Annotated in this window: 21 protein-coding genes; 9 read left to right on the plus strand and 12 right to left on the minus strand. The window is 41.6% G+C overall.

All coding sequences use genetic code 11. The annotated features are described in order from the left end of the window. Positions 1–148: 148 nt before the first annotated feature. The 4 genes from U1P77_RS00275 to hflX form a co-directional block, all read right to left on the minus strand. The gene (locus tag U1P77_RS00275; protein ID WP_321155493.1) at positions 149–955 is read right to left on the minus strand and encodes a lytic transglycosylase domain-containing protein; all 807 of its coding nucleotides are present in this window, start codon (positions 953–955) and stop codon (positions 149–151) included. A 653-nt stretch (positions 956–1,608) separates the two neighbouring features. Next, complete coding sequence (locus tag U1P77_RS00280; RefSeq protein WP_321155494.1) at positions 1,609–2,319, minus strand: LrgB family protein; 711 nt, start codon at positions 2,317–2,319, stop codon at positions 1,609–1,611. Beyond that, on the minus strand, positions 2,316–2,762 hold the full coding sequence (locus U1P77_RS00285; protein WP_321155495.1) for a CidA/LrgA family protein: 447 nt from the start codon (positions 2,760–2,762) through the stop codon (positions 2,316–2,318). The genes U1P77_RS00280 and U1P77_RS00285 overlap by 4 nt, the downstream gene beginning before the upstream one ends. A gap of 424 nt (positions 2,763–3,186) precedes the next feature. Continuing rightward, entirely contained in the window at positions 3,187–4,647 is a 1,461-nt protein-coding gene (gene hflX, locus U1P77_RS00290; protein WP_321155496.1) for a ribosome rescue GTPase HflX, read from the minus strand. A gap of 398 nt (positions 4,648–5,045) precedes the next feature. Here hflX and U1P77_RS00295 point away from each other — a divergent pair, with 398 nt between their 5' ends. Beyond that, positions 5,046–5,861, plus strand: coding sequence for a lysophospholipid acyltransferase family protein (locus U1P77_RS00295; RefSeq protein WP_321155497.1), 816 nt, complete (start codon positions 5,046–5,048; stop codon positions 5,859–5,861). A 122-nt stretch (positions 5,862–5,983) separates the two neighbouring features. Here U1P77_RS00295 and U1P77_RS00300 read toward each other — a convergent pair whose 3' ends face one another. Continuing rightward, positions 5,984–7,024: an aldo/keto reductase gene (locus U1P77_RS00300; protein ID WP_321155498.1), complete on the minus strand. Its 1,041-nt coding sequence runs from the start codon at positions 7,022–7,024 to the stop codon at positions 5,984–5,986. A 60-nt stretch (positions 7,025–7,084) separates the two neighbouring features. Further along, complete coding sequence (gene fkpB / locus U1P77_RS00305; RefSeq protein WP_321155499.1) at positions 7,085–7,582, minus strand: FKBP-type peptidyl-prolyl cis-trans isomerase; 498 nt, start codon at positions 7,580–7,582, stop codon at positions 7,085–7,087. A gap of 377 nt (positions 7,583–7,959) precedes the next feature. Here fkpB and U1P77_RS00310 point away from each other — a divergent pair, with 377 nt between their 5' ends. The 5 genes from U1P77_RS00310 to U1P77_RS00330 all read left to right on the plus strand — a co-directional run bounded on the left by U1P77_RS00310 (position 7,960) and on the right by U1P77_RS00330 (position 10,884). After that, positions 7,960–8,355 (plus strand): hypothetical protein, encoded by a 396-nt coding sequence (locus U1P77_RS00310; protein WP_321155500.1) that lies wholly within the window; start codon positions 7,960–7,962, stop codon positions 8,353–8,355. A gap of 11 nt (positions 8,356–8,366) precedes the next feature. After that, positions 8,367–8,897, plus strand: a complete 531-nt coding sequence (locus U1P77_RS00315; RefSeq protein ID WP_321155501.1) for a hypothetical protein — start codon at positions 8,367–8,369, stop codon at positions 8,895–8,897. Next, positions 8,894–9,313, plus strand: coding sequence for a hypothetical protein (locus U1P77_RS00320; protein WP_321155502.1), 420 nt, complete (start codon positions 8,894–8,896; stop codon positions 9,311–9,313). Before U1P77_RS00315 ends, U1P77_RS00320 begins: the two co-directional genes overlap by 4 nt. 201 nt (positions 9,314–9,514) lie before the next feature. Beyond that, entirely contained in the window at positions 9,515–10,174 is a 660-nt protein-coding gene (locus U1P77_RS00325; RefSeq protein WP_321155503.1) for a DUF1294 domain-containing protein, read from the plus strand. Positions 10,175–10,272: 98 nt separating this feature from the next. Continuing rightward, positions 10,273–10,884: a glutathione S-transferase family protein gene (locus U1P77_RS00330; protein ID WP_321155504.1), complete on the plus strand. Its 612-nt coding sequence runs from the start codon at positions 10,273–10,275 to the stop codon at positions 10,882–10,884. Positions 10,885–11,010: 126 nt separating this feature from the next. Here U1P77_RS00330 and lspA read toward each other — a convergent pair whose 3' ends face one another. Further along, positions 11,011–11,682, minus strand: a complete 672-nt coding sequence (lspA, locus tag U1P77_RS00335; RefSeq protein ID WP_414479024.1) for a signal peptidase II — start codon at positions 11,680–11,682, stop codon at positions 11,011–11,013. Beyond that, positions 11,675–14,557: an isoleucine--tRNA ligase gene (ileS, locus tag U1P77_RS00340; RefSeq protein ID WP_321156559.1), complete on the minus strand. Its 2,883-nt coding sequence runs from the start codon at positions 14,555–14,557 to the stop codon at positions 11,675–11,677. Before ileS ends, lspA begins: the two co-directional genes overlap by 8 nt. A gap of 980 nt (positions 14,558–15,537) precedes the next feature. On the opposite strand from ileS, the gene ald reads away from it, so the two are divergent. Next, a complete protein-coding gene (gene ald / locus U1P77_RS00345; RefSeq protein ID WP_321155505.1) occupies positions 15,538–16,653 on the plus strand; it encodes an alanine dehydrogenase in 1,116 nt (371 codons plus the stop codon). 591 nt (positions 16,654–17,244) lie between these two features. On the opposite strand, the gene U1P77_RS00350 is transcribed toward ald, so the two are convergent. Beyond that, the gene (locus U1P77_RS00350; RefSeq protein WP_321156560.1) at positions 17,245–17,718 is read right to left on the minus strand and encodes a protein disulfide oxidoreductase; all 474 of its coding nucleotides are present in this window, start codon (positions 17,716–17,718) and stop codon (positions 17,245–17,247) included. Between the two features lie 319 nt (positions 17,719–18,037). Then, positions 18,038–19,675, minus strand: coding sequence for a carbon-nitrogen hydrolase family protein (locus U1P77_RS00355; protein WP_321155506.1), 1,638 nt, complete (start codon positions 19,673–19,675; stop codon positions 18,038–18,040). Positions 19,676–20,189: 514 nt separating this feature from the next. Between U1P77_RS00355 and U1P77_RS00360 the strand changes: the two genes are divergently transcribed. Next, a complete protein-coding gene (locus U1P77_RS00360) occupies positions 20,190–20,822 on the plus strand; it encodes a BLUF domain-containing protein (RefSeq protein WP_321155507.1) in 633 nt (210 codons plus the stop codon). Between the two features lie 121 nt (positions 20,823–20,943). On the opposite strand, the gene U1P77_RS00365 is transcribed toward U1P77_RS00360, so the two are convergent. Then, the gene (locus tag U1P77_RS00365; protein ID WP_321155508.1) at positions 20,944–22,407 is read right to left on the minus strand and encodes a D-2-hydroxyglutarate dehydrogenase; all 1,464 of its coding nucleotides are present in this window, start codon (positions 22,405–22,407) and stop codon (positions 20,944–20,946) included. A gap of 390 nt (positions 22,408–22,797) precedes the next feature. On the opposite strand from U1P77_RS00365, the gene serA reads away from it, so the two are divergent. Continuing rightward, positions 22,798–24,024, plus strand: coding sequence for a phosphoglycerate dehydrogenase (gene serA, locus U1P77_RS00370; protein ID WP_321155509.1), 1,227 nt, complete (start codon positions 22,798–22,800; stop codon positions 24,022–24,024). 581 nt (positions 24,025–24,605) lie between these two features. On the opposite strand, the gene U1P77_RS00375 is transcribed toward serA, so the two are convergent. Continuing rightward, positions 24,606–25,604: an oxygen-dependent tRNA uridine(34) hydroxylase TrhO gene (locus U1P77_RS00375; protein ID WP_414479053.1), complete on the minus strand. Its 999-nt coding sequence runs from the start codon at positions 25,602–25,604 to the stop codon at positions 24,606–24,608. Positions 25,605–25,844 lie beyond the last annotated feature (240 nt).

Genomic DNA, 25,844 nt, shown 5'->3' on the forward strand with positions numbered 1-25,844 from the left:
CTACTCAGTATCCATTCGCTCAGTACTTATATGTTTTCTTCATATGATATCTTGATAAGTATGAAGTGACCAAGCACGAAAAAGCCTGTTATTGATTTAACGGGCTTTTTTGTATCTGTTGTTTATAGTGAGCTTTTAGCTACTCAGGTTAGCGCAGTGCCGCATAAGCTGAGTTGGCATAGCTGGCGCTGCCACTGTTATTGCTGGTGCCATAGCTGACATTTTGCATGCCGCCGCTGTTAGTAGAAGCATTATTGGCGCTCATGCTGCTACCAGAGAGTCCTGAGTCGTTTTTGTATAAACTATGATAGCGACTCATGACCCTTTTGACATAATTACGTGTTTCTTTAAAAGGCGGAATACCACCGTATTTATCCACGTTACCTTCCCCCGCGTTATAACCAGCCACGGCATATTCGACTTTATTATCAAAGCGGCGCATCAGCCAAGCGATATATTTGGCTGAGCCTTCGATATTTTCGGCAGGATTCCAAGCATTGCTGACTTTAAAGCGCCGTGCTGTGGCAGGCATCAATTGCATTAAACCTTGAGCACCTACAGGAGATCGAGCATTAGGATTAAAGGCCGACTCAGTATGCATCATGGCTTTCATTAGTGCAGGATCGACACCGTGACGGGTGGCAGATGCCAGAATATAGTCATCATAGGAATTACGACTACCACTTGAGCTGGCAGCACTACTGCCATAGTCGCTGCTATTGCTACTACTACTATCGTAATTTTTTGAGTCTTTGTAGTAAGTAACTTTTACTTTTTTAGTGAATTTATCAAAGTTACCGCTTGGATTGACATTGGTGAGTAGCACTTGTCCGGCTTTATCTTTATAAATGTACATATTACCAGCTTGAGCAGTAACAGACAGAGTGGATAGGGCAACAGCAGTCAATAGAATAGGAGACAGAAAGCGGTTAAATAAAGGTATAACATTCATCATAGGGGTATCACTTTTTATCGAATAATAGCAAATCGCTTTGCCTATAGGGCGCATTATTTGGCCGTCAAAACGGTTACCATGAACGCAGGTTTTTATAGCAATAAATGATATAAATAACCTAGAATCTTCACGCCTAACAGGAAACCACTTGCAATAGATACAAAAAATAATAGTGGCTTACTATAACATAAAATAACTTTTAGCCCCATCTGATTGTCGAGAAAGACAAACGAAATAACTTTGGATTTGTATAAAAGTTTATTTAAATCAAAACCCTAGCATCATTTGTTTTATAGATCAGACAAGTATTCTAATATCTACAACAGTAGATAACCTCATAAGAATATAAGTTATCAGCAATAAAAATTAAGAATAAATAGAGATATATTTTGAAAGAAAGAAGAGGCAATTAAGGCCCATAATATGTTTTAAAATTGTAAAAATTCGCAAGAAATGGCTATTCAAATAGAATCTAGTCAAGTAAAAGGAATGACGAATAAAGGCAGTTGGTATTGCCGATTTATAACAAAACAAATATAAGGAAGCGTAGCACAGGTTAACCATTAATATGGCTAGCGAGGCTGAGAGCAGAGTCGTTTTATTCTGGGCATATTGTGCTCTGCTGCATTAAGCATTGAGTATTGAGTATTGACTTAAGACGTCAGCGCACTGATAAATAGGGGCACCCAAACGGCGGTAAGCAAGCCATTAACCGCTAATCCAAAGGCGGCATAACGTCCAGCAGTAGGGCTGATTTGCCACGCTTCTACTGTACCAAAGGCATGAGCTGCTAATCCTAAAGCTAAGCCTTTTGCGCGATCGTCATTGATACTGCGAAATAAAAATCGAGCCAAAGTGGCACCTATAAGTCCTGAGACAATAATAATTAGGTTGGCCATAGCCAGCGGTGCTTGTATAAGGCCTGCCACACTCAGGCCAATCGGTGTAGTCACTGAGCGTGTAGCAAATGCTAATATGGTGTCATGACTGAGCGAAAACAGATAAGCGAGTGACATGGGTAGCAGCGCGCCAACTAGACTAGCAATCAAGATAATCAAAGTGAGACGTTTGATTGGTAACCCTTTAAAGTTCATCGCGGCGAGAGGTATCGCTAGCAGTACTGTTACATATCCCAACAGGTGATCGAATATTGGTTTGGCAACGCTATAGTACTCACTATAATCCCACTGTAAGGCGAATAAAAACACGATAACCAGTACAATAGCACTGATAACCATCGGTAGTCCTGATAGCTTTTTTGCCAGTACACGAGCAGTAATATGCGCGGCTAACGTTAATACTATAGCTGCGATGGTAGCAATGATAACGCTATCAAAGCCCGTTCCTGCGATGCTAAAGCTCATAGCTGTTCCCTATGCTCAGTGGCGCTATTAGTAGAGCTATTAGTAACGGTATCAGCCGAGCTACCAAGCCAACGATTGGCCAGTATTGCCAGACCCCAAAGTGGTATCAAAGTACTAATCACCATCGTTAGCATCACGCCCCAAAGCTCATCGCCTAGCGCAAATAATAGCAAGCCTGCGCCAGCAGATACCGGCAAAAACGCAAAACCACTATCTACCAATAGTATATTACTGGCTCTGGTCAGCCAGTTTGGTAAGCCTCTAATCAATCGCCATGCCATCAAGATTAAAAACATCACTACTAGGCCAACCACATTGGCTGCTTTTTCAATACCTGCCCATTGGCAAATGATCACTGCTGATTCGCGGACAACGATGACCATAACTAATGTTAGGCTCAAAGCAATCCATACTGGTAGCTTGGGGCCATTAGTAGGCTTCATAAACAATCCTTGCTAAGTTTATTATCAATAAGGTGGTAATCATTAAGCGGAATGAACAAGGTAGGGTATACATCAGTGGCGCAGAAGGCCCTAGTTTAAAATATGATAATTGAAGAGTGATAGTGAGCAATCATTAATGATCTGTATCAACTCTAATTATCAACACTAATAATGACCTTCTGTTGATTATATAGATAATGAATAAACTAATAAACCCTGTCTAATAGCTAGGTTGCTCCTACAAAATTCAATGTTTTGATTTGGAAAAGATTATGAATACCAATCCTTATAGAGTAAAGGGCTGTTCGTATTTGCTAAATGGTAGCAAATACAGACAGCCCTTTATTTAATTAAAGTAGTGATTTATTGAATAATCAGTCATCGAATAAGCCAGACATCAAGCAATCAGACATAAAGAGAGTAATTAATCTTGCGGGTCAGACGGTCGTGATTTATGCTCAGAGTCAAGATCAGCCACTTTTTCTTCTGCTAAATAACCATCAGCGGTTAGCTCTTCCTCATCCTCATCTATGTCACTTTTCTTCTCTTCATTGCCTTTTTCAAACGCTTCTAAAACTGGCATTAATAAAGTCGCTTGTGCCAGTGGTAATACGTCCAGCGGTGATAATTCGGCCTGACCTAACAGCTGTTTAAGCCTGTCACTAGGCAAGCGAATCGTTAAGCATTCGTGACCCGTATCATCATAGCTTTCTCCCTGAATAACACCCAGCTCGTACAAAGTATTTTTGAACTGACCAGAATTATAAGGTAGCGTCAAATCAAACGTCGTCAGCGTACCGGTAAGCAGTTGTTGCACTGCTAGCGATAGCTCTTCCATACCTAGATTGTCTTGAGAGGAGACATAAACGCGATTGGGCTGACCTTCGCTAGCATAACCGATATGAGCAGGTTCATCAGTCAAATCAATTTTATTATAGATATTGAGTACAGGCACATTGTTGTCAATTTCAGCCAACACAGCTTTTACTGCTTGGATTTGCTCATGCATATCTTCACTAGCTGAATCTATGACATGCAATAATAGATCTGCCTCTAGCGTTTCTTCTAGAGTAGCATGAAAAGACTCAACCAACTCATGCGGCAGATGACGTACGAAACCGACCGTATCAACTAATACTACCCGACCAACGCCTTGCCAATCTAAACGACGTAAGGTTGGGTCTAAGGTTGCAAACAGCTTATCAGCGGCATAGATATTTTCATCGACTAAGCGATTAAATAAGGTTGATTTACCCGCATTGGTATAACCTACCAATGAGATAGTCGGCACGTCTGATTTTTGGCGTCTGGCCCGACCTTGAGCACGAGTCTGTCGTACTTTATCAAGTTTGCTTTTGAGCTGATTGACCCGTGTTTGTAATAAGCGACGATCAGTCTCAAGCTGAGTTTCACCAGGGCCACGCAGACCGATACCGCCTTTTTGGCGTTCCAAATGCGTCCAACCACGTACTAGACGGGTCGATAAATGGTTCAATTGTGCCAGCTCAACCTGTAGTTTACCTTCATGAGTACGTGCACGCTGGGCGAAGATATCTAAAATCAAACCGGTACGATCCAGTACCCGACACTGTACCAACGCTTCAAGGTTACGTTCTTGTGATGGCGACAAGCTATGGTTAAAAAGCACAATATCGGCATCGTGTTCACGAACCAATTCAGCGATTTCTTGTGCTTTACCGCTACCGACAAAATATTTGGCATCAGGTTTCATACGCGAACCCGTTACCAACGCATAACGATCTGCGCCTGCTGAATCTGCCAACAGTTCAAACTCGCCCAAATCATCAGGGTCTTGCATTTGACGAATGTCTAAATGTACTAAAATGGCGCGCTCGCCACCCTTATGTTTTTCAAAATAGTCCAAAGAGTATCACCTATGAATAAAGTAAATAAATCGCTACTATCGATATATAAATAACATTAAATGACATTTAATATTCTCAAGAATTATCGTTAAAGCAGCGTTCAGATAACTATGTATATGCGGTCTTATCACTTGATATTAAAGGGTCTTAGCATGATTAGTAATGGTTTTATGTTACAGCAATCATTATTCAATTTATTACCCTACAATTTTAGTGGTAAAGAGTTGTCTGTATAGTAGTGATAAGATAGTAGTGATAATAAAATAACAGCGGTAAAACTAGAATGGCGGAAGAAACATATTGCAAAATCCAACTGAGTGAACAAATCGTCACTGACTGAGAGAATTTTGCTATACTTATTTCGTTTTTTACAGATATCTAATTATGAGGGACACAGATGAGCCAATCTAAGTCAGGCTTTTCACTCAAAAAACAATTGGGCCGTGGCAAAAAAATCGCGGGCATGGCCACGACGATCGCTGGTGGCTTGCGGACAGCGCAACGTATTGGTGCCTTTCGGCAGCCGCCACGCGAAAGACTACCACGCTACATTCAGACCTTTTGTCGTAAGATGGCAGGCTCCTTTGGGGTAAAGGTCGTTGAGGTCGAGCCTGTACCGCAGCATCATGGTCTATGGGTATCCAATCATGTGTCATGGATGGATATTCCTGTGGTCGGTAGCGTGAGTCCGGCGTTTTTTTTATCAAAAGCTGAAATTGGTGAATGGCCTATATTTGGTAAGCTGGTTCAGGCGGCAGGGACGTTATTTATTCAGCGCGGTTCTGGCGATGTTGACGCAGTAACGACGCAACTCACCAGCTTTTTGTCAGAAGGCTTTTCAGTCGTGTTCTTTCCAGAAGCGACTACGACTGATGGTAAGAAGATAAAGCGCATTCATGGCACGTTGTTGCAAGCAGCCATAGATGCCAATGTGCCTATTCAGCCGATGGTCTTGTCTTATGTCAATAAAGACGGCACTTTGAGTGAAGCGCTACCTTATTATGGCAAGCTTACGATGAAAAACAGTATGAAGCGGGTACTCGATAGTAAAGATGTGACCGCTTATGTATTGCCGCTTGAGCCGATAGATCCAAACGGTCATACCAAAAGTGAGCTGACCAATATGCTACAGCAGCGTATGCGAGAAGGCTTAACTGAACTGCATACGCGGGTATTGAGACCATCAGCTAATGCTCAAGCGTCCGTGTCGTAGATAACGTTTTTACCAACGGTTTAATTAATACCAAAAAGGCGCAAATCACTATGATTTGCGCCTTTTTTATGTCAGTTTATTGATATCACTAATAAGCGTAAAACAATAATAGCAATATCAGGCTATGGAGACGGATTAGGCTGGCGTGTATGTATCGCTTCGATAGCGTCTAATACGTCTGAGTCTAAGGTTAGATCAATACTGTCAATATTAGATTTTAGCTGTTCAGTATTGGTAGCTCCAATGATATTACTAGTGACAAACGAGCGCGAATTGACAAAAGCCAATGACATCTGTGCCATATCCAAGCCTGCCTCAGCGGCAATCTTGGCGTATTGTTCGGTTGCCGATTTTGCTTGCTCATTGACGTAACGCTCGAAGCGATCATACTTAGTCAGACGCGCACCTTCAGGACGTTTGCCATCGAGGTATTTGCCTGATAACACGCCAAAGCCAAGCGGCGAGTAGGCAAGTAGACCGACATTTTCACGGTGTGAAATCTCTGCCATGTTTACTTCATATAGGCGATTAAGTAAGCTGTATGGGTTTTGAACGGTGATAGGCGCTATTAAGCCGTTTTTATCCGCTTCCCAAAGATAGCGCATAAGACCCCAAGCAGTATCGTTTGACAGTCCATAAGCGCGAATGCGGCCTTTTTTGATTTCATCATTTAAAGCCTTGATGGTCTCTAAAAATGGGGTTAAATCCTCTAACGGCTGTGCTGCCATATCTTCATTATAACCACGCTGTCCAAAAAAGTTGGCTTGACGTTCCGGCCAATGCAGCTGATAGATGTCAATATAGTCCGTTTGCAAACGTTGCAGATTATCATCAATCGCAGCGCTAATATGCTCAGCAGTATAGCGGCTCTTGCCATCACGCAAAAAGCTCATCGGTGACATTTTACTGGCTAAGATGACTTTGTCGCGCTGTTTGGTTTTGCTAAACCAGGTGCCCATAAAGCGCTCAGTATCGCCTTGCTTGTCTTTATCTGGCGGCGAAGGATACATCTCGGCAGTATCCCAAAAATTCACGCCCTCGCTCAGAGCCATATCCATTTGTGCATGAGCGTCATCTTGGGTGTTTTGCTGACCCCAAGTCATGGTACCCAAACAGATTTTGGAGACCTTTTCATCGAGTTGTGGCAGTGTTTGGTATTGCATGCGGCTGTCCTTTTTTTATTCTATGTTATATGAGTTTATTATCGCTAAACGATAGTGTTTTTAAGCAAGCTGTATTCCAGTCACGCCAGGTGGCGTTACTTTAAATACTTTAACTTTGAATAGTACCGATTGACCAGCAAGCGGGTGATTAAAGTCCACTTCTACCTCATCATCACTGATAGCACTAATAGTACCGGGCAGGGTGTTTTTACCTTTGTCCTCAAACTCAATCATCATACCAATTTCTGGGTTATCTGCGACCAGTGCAAATTTAGTACGGCTAAAATGCTGGATATTATCAGGATTCCAATCGCCAAAGGCTTGTTCGGGATCGAGATGAGCGCTGCGTGTGTCGCCAGCGCGAAGGTTCATCAGCACTTGCTCAAAGCCTGGCAATAAACTCTCATCACCAATGGTCAGAGTAACTGGAGTATCACGGCTAAAAGTAGAGTCAACAACAGTGCCGTTCTCAAGCGATACTTCAAAATGTAGCTTCACTAAGCTGCCATGAGTGATGCGGGTGTCTTCATTGGGATTGATAAATTGGGATTCGGTCATGATGGTCGTAACCTTTATTAAATAGGATATGGAAGGTTAATAATTAGAAATAGTTTAGCATAATCAGTCGATTGCACACGGTTATGTCATGGTAAGCATTTAAAACAAATATGAGCAAAAAAAGTGTAGTTCATCCTACAGATATTATGATGGTTGCTTAAATCTTTTTCGGATACCATCAAATTCCTAACTCGATGTTTACATTCTTTAACCTAACGGTTACATTAGAGCAGTCTGGCGTGAATATAGAACATGTTATATAAGCCGTTTGGGAATGTTATATCCCCTCATATTGGTAACGAATAAATCTTTGGGCTTACTATCATAGGTAATTAAGCAGTAAAACTAAGTTTATTGGTTAACTAAAAGGAAGTGAAATGAAAATTATAGTTGCCTTATTGGCTGTTCTGTCAATGGGTGGTTGCGTCTCCGCATCCACTCATGCTGATCAAGTCCAAAACAACGGAAACATCTCTGTAGGAGTTGCCCAAAAAGAGATTAAAGTGGGGATGAGTGGTGCAGATGTAATACAGGCGCTTGGATCACCAAATATGGTTTCTACAGATGATAAAAGAAGAGAAGTTTGGGTTTACGATAAAGTCGCTACAGATACTGTCCAGTCGTCAAGCTCGGGTTGGGTATTTGCTGTTCTAGCTGGTGGGCAGTCTCGCTCAGGGGCAACTTCTACATCACAAAGAACCCTTACAATTGTCATAAAATTTGATGAACAAAATTTGGTAAGAGACTTTGCTTATCATTCGTCAAAATTCTAAGGGGATATTAGATGATAAAACTTAGATATATATTGATCGCTGCTGCTTTAGGATTGTCTGGCTGTGCCACTACTATTCCGGAAGATGCATTTAAATTGTCTGATACTTCATTGCAAGAAAGACAGCTTCAATCACGATTTTTTGAAACAAAGAACGAGGTAGAGCTTCTTTCGGCTGGAATAGCAGTGTTGCAAGATATGGGATATTCGATTGATGAAACAGAAAAAAATGCAGGGGTTGTTACTGCCTCTAAAACTGTAGATGCCACTAATGGTGGCCAAGTTGCCGCTGCGGTATTTTTAGCTCTAATGGGTGGTGGAAATGTAGCAATTGATAGCCAGCAAACAATCGAAGTTAGTTTTGTAACACTACCGTCCAAACTTAATCGAGATGGTTACTTGTCTAGAGTGACTTTCCAGCGAGTTGTTATAAATACACAAGGAATGGTATCAAGAGCTGAAACTTTAAATAACGAAGAGTTATATAGTGAGTTCTTTGACAAATTATCTAAATCGGTATTCTTAGAGGCACAAAAAATATGAATTTATTAAAAATTACTCTTTTTACTACTTTATTGTTTGCTATTTCAGGCTGTGCTACTACACATGATAGTAGGATTTTACAAAGTGGCAATCAAGTAGAACTACGTAGTATGCAAACAAGATCTTTTGATACCGAAGATAAGAATATTGTCGTTAGAAATGTAATTTCAACTTTACAGGACTTGAGCTTTGTTATCGATAAAGCAGATGCTGATCTTGGTACAGTTTCAGCTACCAAGCTAAGTGGTTATAAAATTAGAATGACAGTGACTGTAAGACCTCAGTCTGGTGAGTCTGTATTGGTTAGAGCTAATGCACAATATAATCTAAAGCCAATTGAAAATCCAAATGTATATCAAGACTTTTTTTCAGTATTATCTAAATCGCTTTTCTTATCAGCTAATTCAGTACAGTAAAAGTCCAACGGACTCATAAATAAAGACAAAATAGCTTACATTTTTTTCTTACTTATTGAGGTGTTAGGATTTTTAATATACTACTAGGTTCTTTACAGGCAATTAAAAAAGCTGAGAGCAAAATCTCAGCTTTTTCTATGAGTCACTGAAAAGGATATAATAATCGCTAACAATAGCTAATGATAAGAAGAGTAAATAAGCATGACCACCAAACAACAAGGCCATATCAAAAAATGGCAAGATGATAAAGGCTTTGGCTTTATTGAAACTGAGGCTGGCGAGTCAGTATTTTTCCATGTCAGTGAGTTTAAAACGCAGCGTCGTCCCAATGTTGGTGAGCAAGTGGTATTCACAGTGGGGCAAGACAATCAAGGGCGCAAGCAAGCCAAACAAGTACAAGAGCTGAGCTTCGTTCAGCAACAAATGGCGCAAAAAAATAAGCAAATCCGTCAGCGCAACCAAAAACGAAGCGCGCAAGCGGACTTTGAAGCGGGGCAGAAAAAACGTTCATTTCTCGGTGTTGGCTTTTATTCCGTATTGATATTACTAGCATTCATGGAAGATCTCAGCTGGCTGGTGGTCGGATGGTACGTAGTATTAGGACTGATCACTTATATGATGTATGCCAAAGACAAGGCCGCTGCGCAAAATGGCGATTGGCGTACCCCTGAATCGACTTTGCATTTTTTAAGTGCGCTTGGTGGGTGGGTCGGAGCAATGTTCGCGCAGACTTATTTGCGCCATAAATCACAAAAACCTGAATTCCGAATGACTTATTATTTGACAGTATTGATTAACTTGGCGGGGTTGTTGTTTATATTGGCAGGTGGGGGTTTGGATGTTTTGCAAGGGTTGTTGTAAAGATAGAATTATTTTCTATCGTTTGCTTGTCTATTGTATGAGTATAATAATTTGTACTTTATTAAAACCGTTTCACAAATAATAAAAGGCGTACCCTAGTGATTACATTATACAAATATACCCATCCAAGTCGGGCAGAAACAGTCGTTTGGGCCTTGCAAGAGCTCGGTTTAGATTATGAGGTCAAAGAAATAGACGGCAAAAAAGGCGAGCAAAGAAGTCCTGAATTTTTGGCAATCAATCCCTTTGGTAAAATTCCAGCGATTACTCATAACGGTAAAAATTTCACTGAATCGTTGGCTATTATTGAATATCTCAATGAGCTGCATTCTGATAAACCACTGACGCCAAATAGAGAAGATGACGACTTCGCTGAGAAGAATTATAAACTTCGTCAAGTAATTTCATTCGGCTTGATTGAGATCGAAAGCTATTTATGGATACTCACTAAAATCAAAGTATTAGAAAATTACGAGAACTGGCCTGAAGGGGTTGATTCAAATTGCTTAGCATCCATTCAGAATGCTTTACCGATTGCTTGTGATTGGTTGGATGGGCAGGAATATATAGCAGGAGACAGCTTTACGCTAGCAGATATTTATTATCATCATCTTTTTTCTTGGTTGAAAATGTTGGGGATAAAACTGCCCGAGCAAGTTAAGACTTATCTTAAAAAATTGTCAGCGCGGGAGAATTTTCCTAGTAAATAGAGTCTTAGGTTCTTGAGTATAAGCCCCAATAATTTAACTTATAAGAAATGACAGGCAAAAAATAAGGTGGGTTACGTATTCGTTAACCCACCTTTGAAACTATAAAACTATCTAAAGTTATAATTGCTAAACTTCACGCTTTTTTTCCAAAAATAGCATATCAATGATAATCATTGCTACCCCAATACTAATACCCATATCGGCAATATTAAAGATAGGATAATGCCAGACATCGGCGTTATGAACATGGATAAAATCGATGACATGACCATGTAATAAGCGATCAATCAAATTGCCGAGCGCACCGCCAAGCACCAATGCCAAACCAGTAGATAGCAGTTTGGCTCGACGCGGGGCTTTAATCAGATAGATTATTAAAAACAGAGACATTACCAGTGCTAAGCCAGAAAAGAACCATTTTTGCCAACCGCCCGCATCCGCCAAAAAGCTAAATGCCGCCCCATAATTGTATGCCAGCGTCCAGTTAAGAAACGGCTCAATGACCGGAACCGGCTCATGGAAAGTTAGATTGGTTTCAGCCAACCATTTTGTCCATTGATCAATGATAAGGACGACAAGCGCGAGCAAATACCACCTAAAGGCGCGACTGCCATTAGCAATCATCTTTGGTGTCTTCACCAACCGACTTATGGGTATCATCGAATTGCCTGACGTAACGTGGGCAGCCGTAGGCGCGCTGGGACTGACACTATTAGCATCATCAAGTGGCTCTTGTCCTTGTGCGTCTGACAGGTCAGACGGGATGGGCCTGTCAGACGAATTAGGTGAATTAGGCATAGTGACGTACCTCGCCATTACCGCTTACGTTAGCCACGCAGCGTGCGCATAGCTCAGGATGGGCAGCGTCAACACCGATATCATCACGGATATGCCAGCAGCGAACACATTTAGTACCATCAGCCGCGCTGATTGTCACGGTTAAATTTGTCAATTCATCCGTACTGTCTGTATCATTATCTGTTTTGGCTTCAGCAGACGCTTCACTCATTGGCTTCAATGCCGCGGTACTGGTAATCAGTACAAAACGCAGCTCTTCACTAAGTTTAGCCAAGCTGTCGTACATTGCGCCATCAGCATATAAAGTCGCATCAGCAGATAAGTTAGCATTTATCAATTTATTGCCACGGGCGGTTTCGATATGTTTATTAACCATCTCTTTGGCCTGCATAATACGCTGCCAGTCATCAGAACTAATGGCACTGAGTTCAACCTCAGGAAACTCATACCACGCTTGGGTAAACACGTAACCATTTGAATTGGCATCCGTACCGTGAAGTACTTCCCATGCTTCCTGAGCGGTGAAAGACAAAATCGGCGTAATCCAGCGAATCAAGGCTTGCGCGATATGATAAATTGCCGTTTGTGCTGAACGGCGTGGTTTGCCATCCGTTTGGGTTGTGTACTGGCGGTCTTTAATGATATCTAGATAGAAACCACCTAAGTCTTGTGAGCAAAATGCAGTGATATGCTGGGTAACTTGGTGGAAGTCCATGGCATCATAAGCGCTGATGATGTCTGCTTGTACGGTTTGCGCTCGCTCAATGATGAATTTATCAAGACTGACTAGCTCATTGATGTTTACGCTATCGGTGGCTGGATTAAAGTCATCGGTATTGGCCAATAAAAAGCGCAAAGTATTACGGATACGGCGATACATATCGATAGCGCCTTTAAATGCTGTTTTACCCGCGTTCATCTCATAGCGATAGTCATTAGAGGCAATCCATAAGCGCAACATATCCGCGCCGGTTTTATTAATCTCTTCTTGCGGAGTGATGATGTTGCCGAGTGATTTACTCATCTTACGGCCATTTTCATCGACCACAAAACCGTGAGTCAGTACTTGCTTGAATGGGGTACGCTCGTACATGGCCTCAGAAGTTAATAGCGAAGTCTGGAACCAACCGCGATGTTGGTCTGAGCCCTCTAAATACATATCCGCAGGGTTAGTCAATTCATCACGCTGCTCAAGTACGGTGAAATGAGTCGTTCCTGAATCAAACCAGACGTCTAGCGTGTCCGTTGCTTTATCATAATCAGCAGCTTCCTCTCCTAAGAAGTCTTCACAGCTGGCATCAAACCACGCTTCGACGCCGCCCTCGCTGATTCTTTGTGCCGCAGTTTCCATTAGCTCTAAAGTGTTTGGATGTAGCTCGCCGGTTTCTTTATGGATAAAGAAGGCAATTGGCACGCCCCAAGTACGCTGGCGGGAGATGCACCAGTCCGGACGACCGTTCAGCATGGACTCAATACGATTTTTCCCCCATGCTGGGGTCCAATTCACGGTTGAGACATCAGCAAGCGCTCGCTCACGTAATCCTTTGGTTTCCATATTGATAAACCATTGCGGCGTGGCCCGAAAGATAATCGGAGACTTATGACGCCAGCAATGTGGATAGCTGTGCTCAATTTTGGTATGGCTCAATAAGTGGCCATTCTCCTGCAAAGCCGCAATGATTTTTGGATTGGCTTTATAAATATGCTCACCAGCAAATACCGCTGCAGTACTCAAATAAACACCAGTACCGCTGACTGGATTTTCGACTGGTAAATCATATTTTAGACCTACGATATAATCGTCTAGACCATGACCAGGTGCGGTATGTACCAGACCAGTACCACTATCAGTAGTAACGTGATCACCTAAGATAATTGGTACTTGACGGTCTTCAATTAGCGGATGCTGGGCGCGCAGACCTTCAAGCTCGCAGCCTGATACCGTGGCTAACACGCCCTGATTAGTAAGCTCAAGCGCGCTTAATGCACTGTCAATCAGGTCAGTGGCTAAGAACAGATTGCCTTTTTCAGTAGCAACCACGCTATAGTCATGCTTAGGATGTACCGTGATAGCTTGGTTGGCTGGCAAAGTCCAAGGTGTCGTGGTCCAGATGACCGCAGCAATGCCATCTTTTAGCTCAGCCTCGTCAATCTCAGCAAAGGCAGTTACTTTTTCAGTATCTAAGACATCAAAGCTAACATAAATGGCGTCGGACACTTTATCTTGGTATTCGACTTCGGCTTCAGCCAGTGCTGAACTACAATCTAAGCACCAGTTGACTGGCTTCATGCCGCGTGTAACATGACCGTTATCATAAATTTTAGCCAGTGCGCGCACAATATTGGCTTCTTGAGCGAAGTTCATGGTCAAATAAGGATTGTCCCAATCCCCGAAGATGCCTAAACGCTTAAAGTCTGCTTTTTGTAACTCTACTTGGCTACTAGCATACTCACGGCATAGACCACGAAACTCCGTCGCCGAAACTTTTTGTCCGACTTTACCGACTTTTGCTTCGACCTTTTGCTCGATAGGCAGACCATGACAGTCCCAACCGGGGACATAAGGCGCATCAAATCCTGATAAGGTTTTTGATTTCACGATAATGTCTTTGAGTACTTTATTGACTGCATGACCTAAGTGAATCTGCCCGTTAGCGTAGGGAGGGCCATCGTGCAAAATGTATTTAGGAGCGCCATCGCGCGCCTGGCGAATCTTGCCATAGACGTCGTCTGCTTCCCAAGCATTTAACCAATCTGGCTCACGTTTGGCCAGATTGGCACGCATTGGGAATACGGTATCAGCAAGGTTTAGGGTGTCTTTATAGTCGTGGCTGGGCTTATCATTGCTTTGTTTAGTCGTGGGCTTATCAGTCATAGATTTGTCAGTCATAAAAAGGTTCTTTATTTGAAGGATGGTGTTTGGTTTATAAATATCGATTTAGATAGTAAATTAGTGATAAAGCAAATAGTTATATAAGAAATAGGTCTACAAAATGAGTAGCCAAAATATGCGCTTATGATGTAATTCTATATTTACTTATGAAGGCAGCTATTATATGACAAAACGGATAGGGTAAAAAGGGCTGGGCAGCTTGGCCATCGTTTTAATAATTTTAGTTGCAGACTTTAATAATTAAGTGTACAACTGTACTTAATAACGGTTTGTTTTTGTGCGAACTTATCTGTGCTAGGTTTTCTATCCAATGACAAGTCACACGCTCACTAACTGCGCTATAACTAATCATCGGACTATTACTGATAGCCATATTATCACTAAAAAACGGCTTAATATTGGATAAATTACATCTCATCAGTAATCGTATCACCGTTAGTCCATAAACCTTTGTTAGTCCGTAAATCGTCGTAAGTCAGCAAGCCAATCAGCAACACTCTCAACAGTATATATCTGAAGTACTTCTAAAACCATCATAGTCAGCAGACTGATAATCCCATCTGCAACTGCAAAGCCGAATAATATTTTATAGCCAAGCGCTACAGCCAACTATTATGTTGGCATATTAAATTGCTTTATTGTCTATAAATTCTAAGCTTTGATTTTAGGCCTTGATTCTAAGATTGATAGTTCTAACGTGGACTATCAAAAATTCCGTCTATCATTAGTGTTGATCACCTAATTTTATGATGACATACAAAAGCTATGCCACCTGCAGCTGACAGTAACCGCTACGCTTAACAGTTGTCTAGATGACATGAAATACCTTCGTCACATTCAATGTCGCACAGGGTCACATCAAATAAATATAACGATTAGAAATATAATGATCAAATGGAATCAAAATCTAGCCAATCTTTACTCTAACAAGTCTTACTTTAATAATTATGCAAGGAGCAATCATGAAAATAGGTATCCCAAGGGAAGTTAAAAACAACGAAAATCGTGTTGGTCTACCACCGAACGGCGTCAGCGCTTTAGCCGATAACAGTCATGATGTTTATGTCGAAACCGATGCTGGTATCGGTTCACAGTTCACTGATGAAGATTACAAAAATGCGGGCGCAACGATCGTTGATAGCGCTGAAAAAGCATGGGATGTCGAGCTGGTCATCAAGGTCAAAGAGCCTCAAGCTGAAGAATATCAATATTTCAGAGAAAATTTAACCCTATTTACTTATCTACATTTGGCCGCTGAACCTAAGCTTGCTAAAGCACTGGTAAATAGCAAAGTAACAGGAATCGCTTATGAGACCGTGCAGTTAGCAGATAATTCATTACCGCTCTTAACCCCAATGAGTGAGATTGCAGGGCGTATGAGCACACAAATTGGGGCACAATTTCTGCAAAGTTTTTATGGCGGTAAAGGGATTTTACTCGGTGGCGTCCCTGGCGTTAAAAAAGGTAAAGTAACTATTATCGGTGGCGGTATATCTGGTACGGAGGCGGCCAAAATTGCTATCGGTTTAGGCGCAGACGTCATTATTTTAGACTTAGATCCCAAACGTCTCAAGCAGCTGTCTGAGCTGTTTGGCAATGATGTACAGACATTGATGTCAACCAAAGTCAATATTGCTAAAAGTGTTGCAGAAAGTGATTTGGTTATCGGTGCGGTATTGATTCCGGGCGCAGCAGCACCGAAGCTGGTCACTGAAGATATGATTGAATCGATGAATGATGGTGGCGTTGTCGTTGATATCGCTATTGACCAGGGCGGTTTGTTTGAGACCACTGACCGTATTACTACCCATGATAATCCGACTTATATTAAGCACGGCATCATCCATTATGCCGTTGCCAACATCCCTGGTGCGGTACCACGTACAGCGACTTTAGCACTATCTAATGTCACCTTGCCCTATGTACTAGCGCTGGCCAAAAAAGGCTTTAAGCAAGCTTGTATTGACAATCCTGCCTTTGCAAAGGGGGTCAACACGACTCAAGGTCATGTGACTTATAAAGCTGTTGCTGAAGCGTTAGATTATGATTATAAGGAACTAAGCTCGTTAATAAGCTAAGCTTTTTAATTGGCTGTGTTTTTAAACCAATAAAAAATGTGAAGAAAACTAATAGCCTGCTAATTGTGCATGATTGTCGATGTCGATGTCGATGTCGATGAAGTGCATATATAGCAGGTTTTTTTATGGTTTTAAGCCATTCGATCTTTATGAGAAGACAGTCACTAACTAAGACTGATTAACAGGCAGTTAACAATCAATTCCATAGCTTCTTTTATAGAGATTATTGAGGTTTACATAGGTTTTTAGGCAATGCAATCAGGATATCGCATGAACTACCCACTACCTAAGAGGTAGGGGTTTCTTGGGTAATACCCATACTTATTTGCGATGTTCTGCAATAGCGGTTAGGCAAGTTTACCGAGCTATCCCCCTCGCACCGAGGGTTCACATTATTGCTGTTTTCAAGCAATTCGGTGACAGACTAACGATGATGTTATTAGATTGCTCTAAAGGTCTGAAATGCTGTTCCTTAAGTAGAATTTAGCAACTAAGCGAGATTTTGTCAAGACGCATTCAGCCCACTACCTTAGAGGTAGGAGACTTCTGCGCTAAAATGTTAAAAATATCGCCAGTAAGAGTTATTACTATTTAACCAATTGAACTAAACCAAAGTCGCAATTTAAGCGACCATAACGGTTGAATACCCGTTAGGCCTTGAGTCATCTCGCCATCTTTTAAGATCACATATGATGGCGTTACTTGTCCCTGCCAGTCGGCGAAGATGTCACCTTTTTGATCATTGATGGTAGTAAAGTTATAACTATGTTCGCTCAGGTAGCTGTGTAGCTCTTGGTCTGTACCCGACTTTATGGCAACAGTCACGACCGGATAATTTTCTTGCGCCGCAAGAGTATTGACCGATGGAGAAGTCGTGCGACATATTGGACACCAGGTGCCCCAAAAGTATACTAGCGTCGGCTTATCAGCACTCAACGCTGCCAAATCAACCGCCTGCCCTTGATAGTCCGTAAGTTGCAGTTGCGGATTGGCTGGCATGACAGGTTGCCGCCACCAATTAATCGCGGTATAAACCACCACAAAAACCAAGCCATAAAGTAGCATTGTTTTTACTATCGACAGTAGCTTCTGTAGTGGGCTCTTCTTAGGTCCTTTTTTATTGTCTTTTTGAGGGTTTGGCGGCTTCTTCAGCTTGACGCTTACCTTGCTAGTATTAACTTTGGTGTCCTTCTCTTTATTATTAGTTTCATTGTTGGCATCAATAGTCATGACAGCTGCTTTTTAGGTTTTGAGGTTTAGACTGTTTGTTTTATGAGCTTAAATTGCATAAAAATAAACGGCTGAATAATCAGCCGTTTTATTAAATCTTTAATTAAATCGTTTTTTTTAAGAATTCGATTTGTAAAACCTAAGATTTTAACACTTAAGGTTTTTGAGCCCGACCTTGCAGCGGTTCACCCTGTAGCACGCTACCTGAGTTTTCACGGCGTTCTTCATCGCTCAGCTTACTTGCTGAGACCCGAGATTTCTTCTTCCATCTAAGGCTAAATAAGTCATCACGGCGATCAAGCAGGTTATGTACCGAGCCTTCGTTACGCACATGGGTGAGTTTATCAAGGTTAACATCGGAGAAAAATATCATTTCAGTATTAGCTGTAGTTTCGGCCATGATGGCGTCATGTGGGAAGGCAAAGTCCGATGGCGAGAAGACAGATGATTGCGCGTACTGAATATCAAGACTTTCGACTTGCGGTAAGTTACCGACTGAGCCGCAAATCATCACATAACATTCGTTTTCGATGGCGCGCGCTTGGGCGCAAAGGCGCACGCGCAGATAGCCGTTTTTGGTATCTGTCCAAAACGGTACAAACAAGATATCCATGTCTTCTAGGGCTAGCAAACGAGCTAACTCTGGGAACTCAACATCATAGCAAACTAGAATGCCAACACGACCAGCATCGGTGTCGAATACTTGTACTTTATCTCCGCCTTCAATGACCCACGCGCTACGCTCATGAGGGGTGATGTGAATCTTACGCTGTTCCTCAACAGTACCATCGCGGCGACATAAATAGCTGACATTGTATAAAACGTCATCTTCATCTAATAGCGGCATAGAGCCCACGATAACATTGACGTTATAAGTAACCGCTAAATGCGAGACTTCGTTTTTGAACCATTCGGTATAACCGGCTAAAAAGCGAATCGCAATGTTTTGATCGGTCGACTCACACAGTCCCATCAAGGGGGCATTAAAGAACTCTGGTAAGCAGGCAAAATCAGAATTGTAATCGGCCATCACATCAACGAAAAACTCAACTTGCTGCAGGAGCTCCTCAGGGGATTCGACCTCACGCATTTGCCACTGGATACCACCAATTCGCACCTCAGACTTACGAGTGCTAGGTTTATAATCTTTCGGCTCGTAGTAAATATTTGACCATTCCAGTAAGGTTGCAAAGCCTTTCGACTGGGTGTCATCGGGTAAGTAAGCGGTCAAAATACGCTTAACAATAAAACCATTGGACAGTTGAAATGACAACGCTGAGTCGTGAATTTCACGCGATTCAACGGCATCAATGTATTCACCTGGCGTTAAGTCTTTGTGATTATAATAATTGGGGATTCGGCCACCGGCAAGAATAGCGCGGAAGTTTAACTGTCGGCATAGCTCTTTACGAGCATCATACAGCCGACGTCCAAGACGATAGCCACGATACTCTGGATCAATTAGCGCATCTAAGCCATAAATCGCATCACCTTTTGGATTGTCTCTGATAATGTCTTTCTGGCCAATTAAATCCTCATAGGTATGCGGGTTAGAAAACTTAGCATAATCGACGCGCATTGACAGCACAATACCAATTAGTTGGTCATGGTCAAACATGGCAATCTGCCCTTCTGGAAAGGCATCAATCAAGGTATTGATGGTGGTTCTTGACCACGATCCGCCTAAGTTAGCATAAACGCGGTCCATCAAGGCCTTTAATTGGGGGTAGTCCTTTTTCTTAATTTCAGCAATCGTTAAATGAAAGTCATCGATTTTTTCTATTTTACTCATAGTATTCCTACTTTGTGTTTTTCGTGATGTATAGCATTGAATCTTAAAGTTTGTGCTGATTTTATGGCGTTTTATTTCTACGGATTTCTACGGAATTAAGGACGACACATCTTTTTGTAACAATATTCATAAAAATTCACCAATAATGACACATAATCGTTACAATAATTTATAAGCACAGTATCGGATTTTGAGGAGCATTTTGTTTGAATTTTTTAGCTGGTTACTAGGTATTTTAACCAGTTGCCATTAGCTAACTATTAACTGGTTACATTAAAACTGGCTTTTATATTGCTCAAATATCCAAGTGTTGCCCGACTTTTTAGCGCTTCTTATTGCGTCCGCTATGATAACAAGCTAGAAGGGCGATAACAGTTGAACGTGGTAAATATTTGCTACGCTTTTGTGAATTAATTTTTTTCGTTCCTGTTGTTTTTATTGTGGTTGTCACTTTTTGCGTTTGCTCAGTTTTATTTATTACCTACTTATCGCCGCTGCTTTTTAGGATTACTTAATGATGTCCTTGCAACATATTGATATGGTCAGAACTTTAAAAGAAATAGAAGAGTCAGCGCTGATTCAGCTGGTTTACGTTAGTAGCCTGACTATGATGTCGCGCTTCAACAACTCACTATTTACTGATGTAAAAAGTCGGGCGGGTGCTAATAATGAACAGCACGGTATTACTGGTATTCTGTGCTACGGTAATGGTCATTTTTTACAGTGTATCGAAGGTGAGAAAGCGCACGTATTGGTGCTGCTACAGCGCATTTCTTCTGACAAGCGTCATAAAAATATCAAGGTACTGCTGATACAAGCTATTGATCAGCGCAGTTTCGTTGATTGGCGCATGCGCTTATTATTCTTGGAGCGCTGGCTGTGGTCACCTGCTACCAAAGAGCAAGCGACCCAACTATCAAATTTTTTGTCATTTGCACCGCATGGCTGGGAGCCTGAGCGTACCGAACAGTTTTTGCAAACCATTAAGAACTTTGAATCCGATCCACATATTAGAGCTTCAGGTATTACTTATAGCGCATTGAGCAATATGTTTCGTCATATCATCGGCCCTCATCAAGCATTCTTGGTTGTTCAGGGAATTTTAAGCCTGCTTATTGTCGTTGCTATTATACTGTTATTTTTATAAAACACTCCTGATTGGTATTTTTAATCTCTGTATTCTCCTATAAAAGCAACACCATAAAAAATGACGCTAAGTTTTGACACTTAGCGTCATTTTTTATGCAATTTTTTCTAAAGCTTTTTATTTAAACATCAAAGATCTTACCGCGGTTCATAATGTTATTAGGATCAAAGACTTTTTTGATTTCCTTTAAATACTCAATCTCAGTCGCGCTGCGGCTGTAATGTAGATAGGGCTTCTTGGTCATGCCAACGCCATGCTCAGCAGAGACTGATCCACCATACTTTTGCACGGTTTCGAACACATATTTATTTACCACCTGACATTCAGTAAAGAAGTCATCTTTGCTCATATTTTCAGGTTTTAGAATGTTTAAATGTAAATTGCCGTCACCGATATGACCGAACCAACAGACCTCAAAGTCAGGGTAATTACTACTGACGATATGATCAATCTCATTAATAAAATTAGGTACGTGGCTGATTAATACCGACACATCGTTCTTATAAGGGGTAAATACTGAGATGGTCTCCGAAATATATTCGCGTAGCTTCCATAGCTCTGCAGCTTGAGCCATGCTTTGGCTCATAACCCCATCGACCACCCAGCCTTGTTCCATACAGTGTTCAAATATCGCCATTGCCTTATCCATGATCGGCTCATACGGCGATTCAAACTCAAGTAGGGTATAAAACTTGGTGCGTGATTCAAACGGCTCTTGCACTTGTCCATGCACCATTAGCTTATCAATAGCTATACTGTCAAAAAACTCAAAAGCGGTTAGGTCAATCTGAGCTTGAAAGGCAGACAGCACGTTCATGATATCGGTAAACTCATCCATGCCCAGTACCATTACCGTCAAATCTTGCGGCGGACGCTCAAGCTTAATCTGTGCATGAGTTACCAGACCTAGCGTACCTTCACTACCAATAAACAGCTGACGCAAATCATAACCGGTAGCGTTTTTGACCATGCCGCGGTTGAGGTGCAAGATATCACCTTTACCGGTAACAACGGTTAGCCCCATAATCCATTGGCGGGTCATGCCGTAACGAATAACTTTAATACCGCCAGCATTGGTACCGATATTGCCACCCATTTGGCTAGAGCCTGCCGAGGCAAAATCCACAGGGTAATATAGGTCTTTGGATTCTGCAAACTGTTGCAGCTGTTGGGTCACGACACCAGCCTCAATCTCTACCAGGCGATCAGCCAGATAAAAAGTGCCAATATGATTCATTTTATCCATGCTAACCACAATCTCGCCATTAGCAGCGACTGCGCCAGCAGATAGGCCAGTACGACCACCACTGGGAGTCAATACTACGTTATGCTCATTTGCTAGTAGGACAATGGCTTGTACTTGTTCGGTAGTTTTGGGAAAAACAATAGCAGCGGGCGCCGGTGCAAAGTGTTTGGTCCAATCTTTGCCCCAGTGCTCCAGACTTTCAGCATCGGTTTTGATTTGCGTACTATCAAATTGGCACTTGTCTGTAAGCGTACTTAAAATCACTTGGACAGCAGTGCTATTGGCATTTGAGTCGGTATTATGATGGAAGTCGGCGGTAGGCAGGTTTGATGCAGTCATGATAGTCTCGAATGTTTATCAAATTTGTAGTAATAGAGAAGAGTATGGGGCTAAAAAAATTTATAGTAAATTAAGTAACTTGTTAGAATCTATTTAAAATCCATTTTAAGATTCATCTATAGCCGAGTTAAAACTTACTGTTATTAAAAATGTTTTATCATCCAACTCTAATATTATCACACTGCTGACAGATAGCTAGAATAGCTTAACAGTCAAAATTGATATCATAGCGTAAAATAGTAACTATTTATTTGGGCTTCTCCTCTAACATCATGGCTTGATTTTGTGTAAGATAATCTAATGGTTTTCTTTTCATTCATCGCAGACTATTTATCTGGTAATCTATCAGCGAACCGGCAGGTTATCAGACAATTATAGGACAGGTTTCACATGGTATTATCACTACAAAAAGATAAAATCCGGTTTCTATTACTTGAAGGTTTACACGAGAACGCCTTAAAAGTACTACAAGCTGCTGGCTATCAAAATATCGAATATCTCAGTCATGCACTGGATCAAGATGAGCTGATCGAAAAGATTAAAGATGCGCATTTTGTTGGCATTCGTTCGCGTACCCAGTTGACTCGTGAAGTACTTGAGCAGGCCCAAAAGCTTATTGGCATCGGCTGCTTTTGTATTGGCACCAACCAAGTCGATTTGGAAGCCGCTCGCGAGCTGGGTATTCCGGTTTTTAACGCCCCGTATTCAAATACGCGCTCGGTTGCTGAGCTCGTATTAGCAGAAGCTGTTATGCTTTACCGCGGCATCCCTGAAAAGAACGCTATTGTTCATCGCGGTGGTTGGGGTAAGTCGGCTAAGAACTCAAATGAAGTACGCGGCAAGACTATCGGTATCGTCGGTTATGGCTCTATCGGCTCACAGTTGTCAGTATTGGCTGAAAGCTTTGGCATGAAAGTCATTTATCATGATGTTATGACTAAACTACCTTTGGGTAACGCCCATCAAGTCAGCAGCTTAAATGAATTGTTGTCACAAGCAGATATCGTCACCTTACATGTTCCTGATGAGCCCAGCACTCGCTATATGATGAAAGCGGAGCAGTTTGCGCAGATGAAAGAGGGTAGTTATTTTATCAATGCGGCACGCGGTACTTGTGTTGAGATTGATGATCTAGCGGCGGTACTAGAGTCAGGCAAGGTCTTAGGCGCTGCGATTGATGTGTTCCCTAAAGAGCCAAAATCTGCTGATCAAGAGTTTGAATCACCGTTACGTAAATTCGACAATGTTATCTTAACCCCGCATGTCGGGGGCTCAACTCAAGAAGCGCAAGCCAATATTGGTTTAGAAGTGGCTGAAAAATTCGTCAGATATTCTGACCAAGGCGATACCATCACTGCGGTGAACTTCCCAGAGGTTTCTATTCCGTTTAAAGAAGGGACTCATCGTCTGCTACATATTCATAGAAACGTTTCCGGCGTCTTGTCGCAGATTAACCGTCTGTTCGCTGAGGCGCATATCAATATCCTAGCCCAAAGCTTGATGACTGAAGGTGAGGTTGGCTATTTAATGATGGACGTTGATTATCATGATTCGGACGCTGCCCTTGATCAGCTCAAAGATGTGGAAGAGACCATTCGTATCCGTATTTTATTTTAATGCAGATTTCTTTAAGTGAATAAAATATAAGTACTAGATTTTCTAACAGTAGCCAGTTCTATAAGTAATAGCAGAAGATTTTGAAATCTTCTGCTATTTTTTTTATTATTTGAGTAGGCTTAATGTTGTGGCTCCTACATTCCACATACATTTAAGTATATAAATTAACATATACTTCATTATGAGGTATTAAAGACAACTTATACTACACAACTGAGTGCATTATTGAACTTATTACTAATACTATCTATACTGATTGACACTAACATATAGCCATTAATGCCTAAATATCTCAACACGATGATTTTAGTAATTGTTAAAATTAGTACTTTTTATAATGATACTCATTGATGAGATATTAGTTTTGTCATATCTGAGTTGATGGTCGATAACTATCGTATAGATACTGTATGCAAACTTATTCTATTAATAACTAAACTAAAGGACGCTTTATCAGCGTACGGTTATAGCACCTATCGTGGTAGCTAAGTCTAATTAGTAAATATCAGAATAAAAAAAAAGATGCTTAATTGAGCATCTCTTTTTTATGGAAGACAGTTTTGTAAGTAAAAAATATAAGCTTAACCGGCTTTGGCTTTATTGGCGGCATCAGCTTTACGGCGGGCTTCAATCTTAGCTGCTTTGCGCTTTTCAATCACCTCAATGACGTCGCTACCGATATGCACTTCACCGCGTGTTTGTGCCAGCTGCATTTGGTGCTCACGCTCACGAAAGCGTGCTTTTTGCTCATCGGTGGCTTTATCAATACAGTGCGGGCAGGATTCACCTTTGATATAGGCAGAGTTTTGTTGATCCGCTTCTGTGATGGGCATACGGCAAGCAAAGCACTGCTCATAAGCGCCTTTTTCTAAGTTATGATTGACTGATACCCGGTTATCAAAAACGAAGCAATCACCTTCCCACATAGACTCTTCGCTTGGCACTTCTTCGAGATATTTTAAGATACCACCTTCTAAATGATAAACCTCTTCAAACCCTTGCTGACGCATAAAGGCGGTTGATTTTTCACAGCGAATACCGCCAGTACAGAACATAGCGACTTTCTTATGTTTGCTAGGATCCAGCTCTTTTGCCACGTAGTCTGGGAACTCACGAAAGGTTTCGGTCTGTGGATTCACAGCATTTTTAAAGGTGCCAATCTGTACCTCATAGTCATTACGAGTGTCGATTAATAGCACTTCCGGATCTGAGATCAGCGCATTCCACTCGCTCGGTTTCACATAACGCCCAACCGACTGTAATGGGTCAATATTTTCCACGCCCATGGTAACAATTTCTTTTTTGAGCTTAACTTTGGTGCGATAAAACGGCTGCTCATTAGTATAAGATTCTTTAAACACTAAGCTACCAATCGCTTCAATAGTACGCAGATAATCAAGGACGGTATCAATGCTGTGGCGCGTACCAGAAATAGTGCCGTTAATACCTTCGGCGGCGATAAGTAGGGTGCCTTTAACCCCATTATCTAACATGGTATTCAAAATTGGCTCACGATACTGCTCAAAATCTGCAAAGCGCGTAAACTTATAAAGTGCCGCAACGACGATATTATTGGTGATGCTGTCGTATTCGGTGGCTTTTTTGCTATCACTAATCATGTTGTCTGGGGTAGTACTCATATTGTTCTCCTGCTGGCTAAGTCGTAAACCTAGTGCAATCGTTTATTAAAAGGATAACACTGTTCTAATTGTGGAATTAGAAAAGTGCGCATGCAGTGTAGCAAATTTCATCGGGTTTTGGGATGTTTTATATTTAGAAAAACGGCAAAAGAAGAAGGCAATACTGATTTATCCTGACCA

It is taken from the genome of Psychrobacter sp. LV10R520-6 (assembly GCF_900182925.1).
Lineage (GTDB): Bacteria > Pseudomonadota > Gammaproteobacteria > Pseudomonadales > Moraxellaceae > Psychrobacter.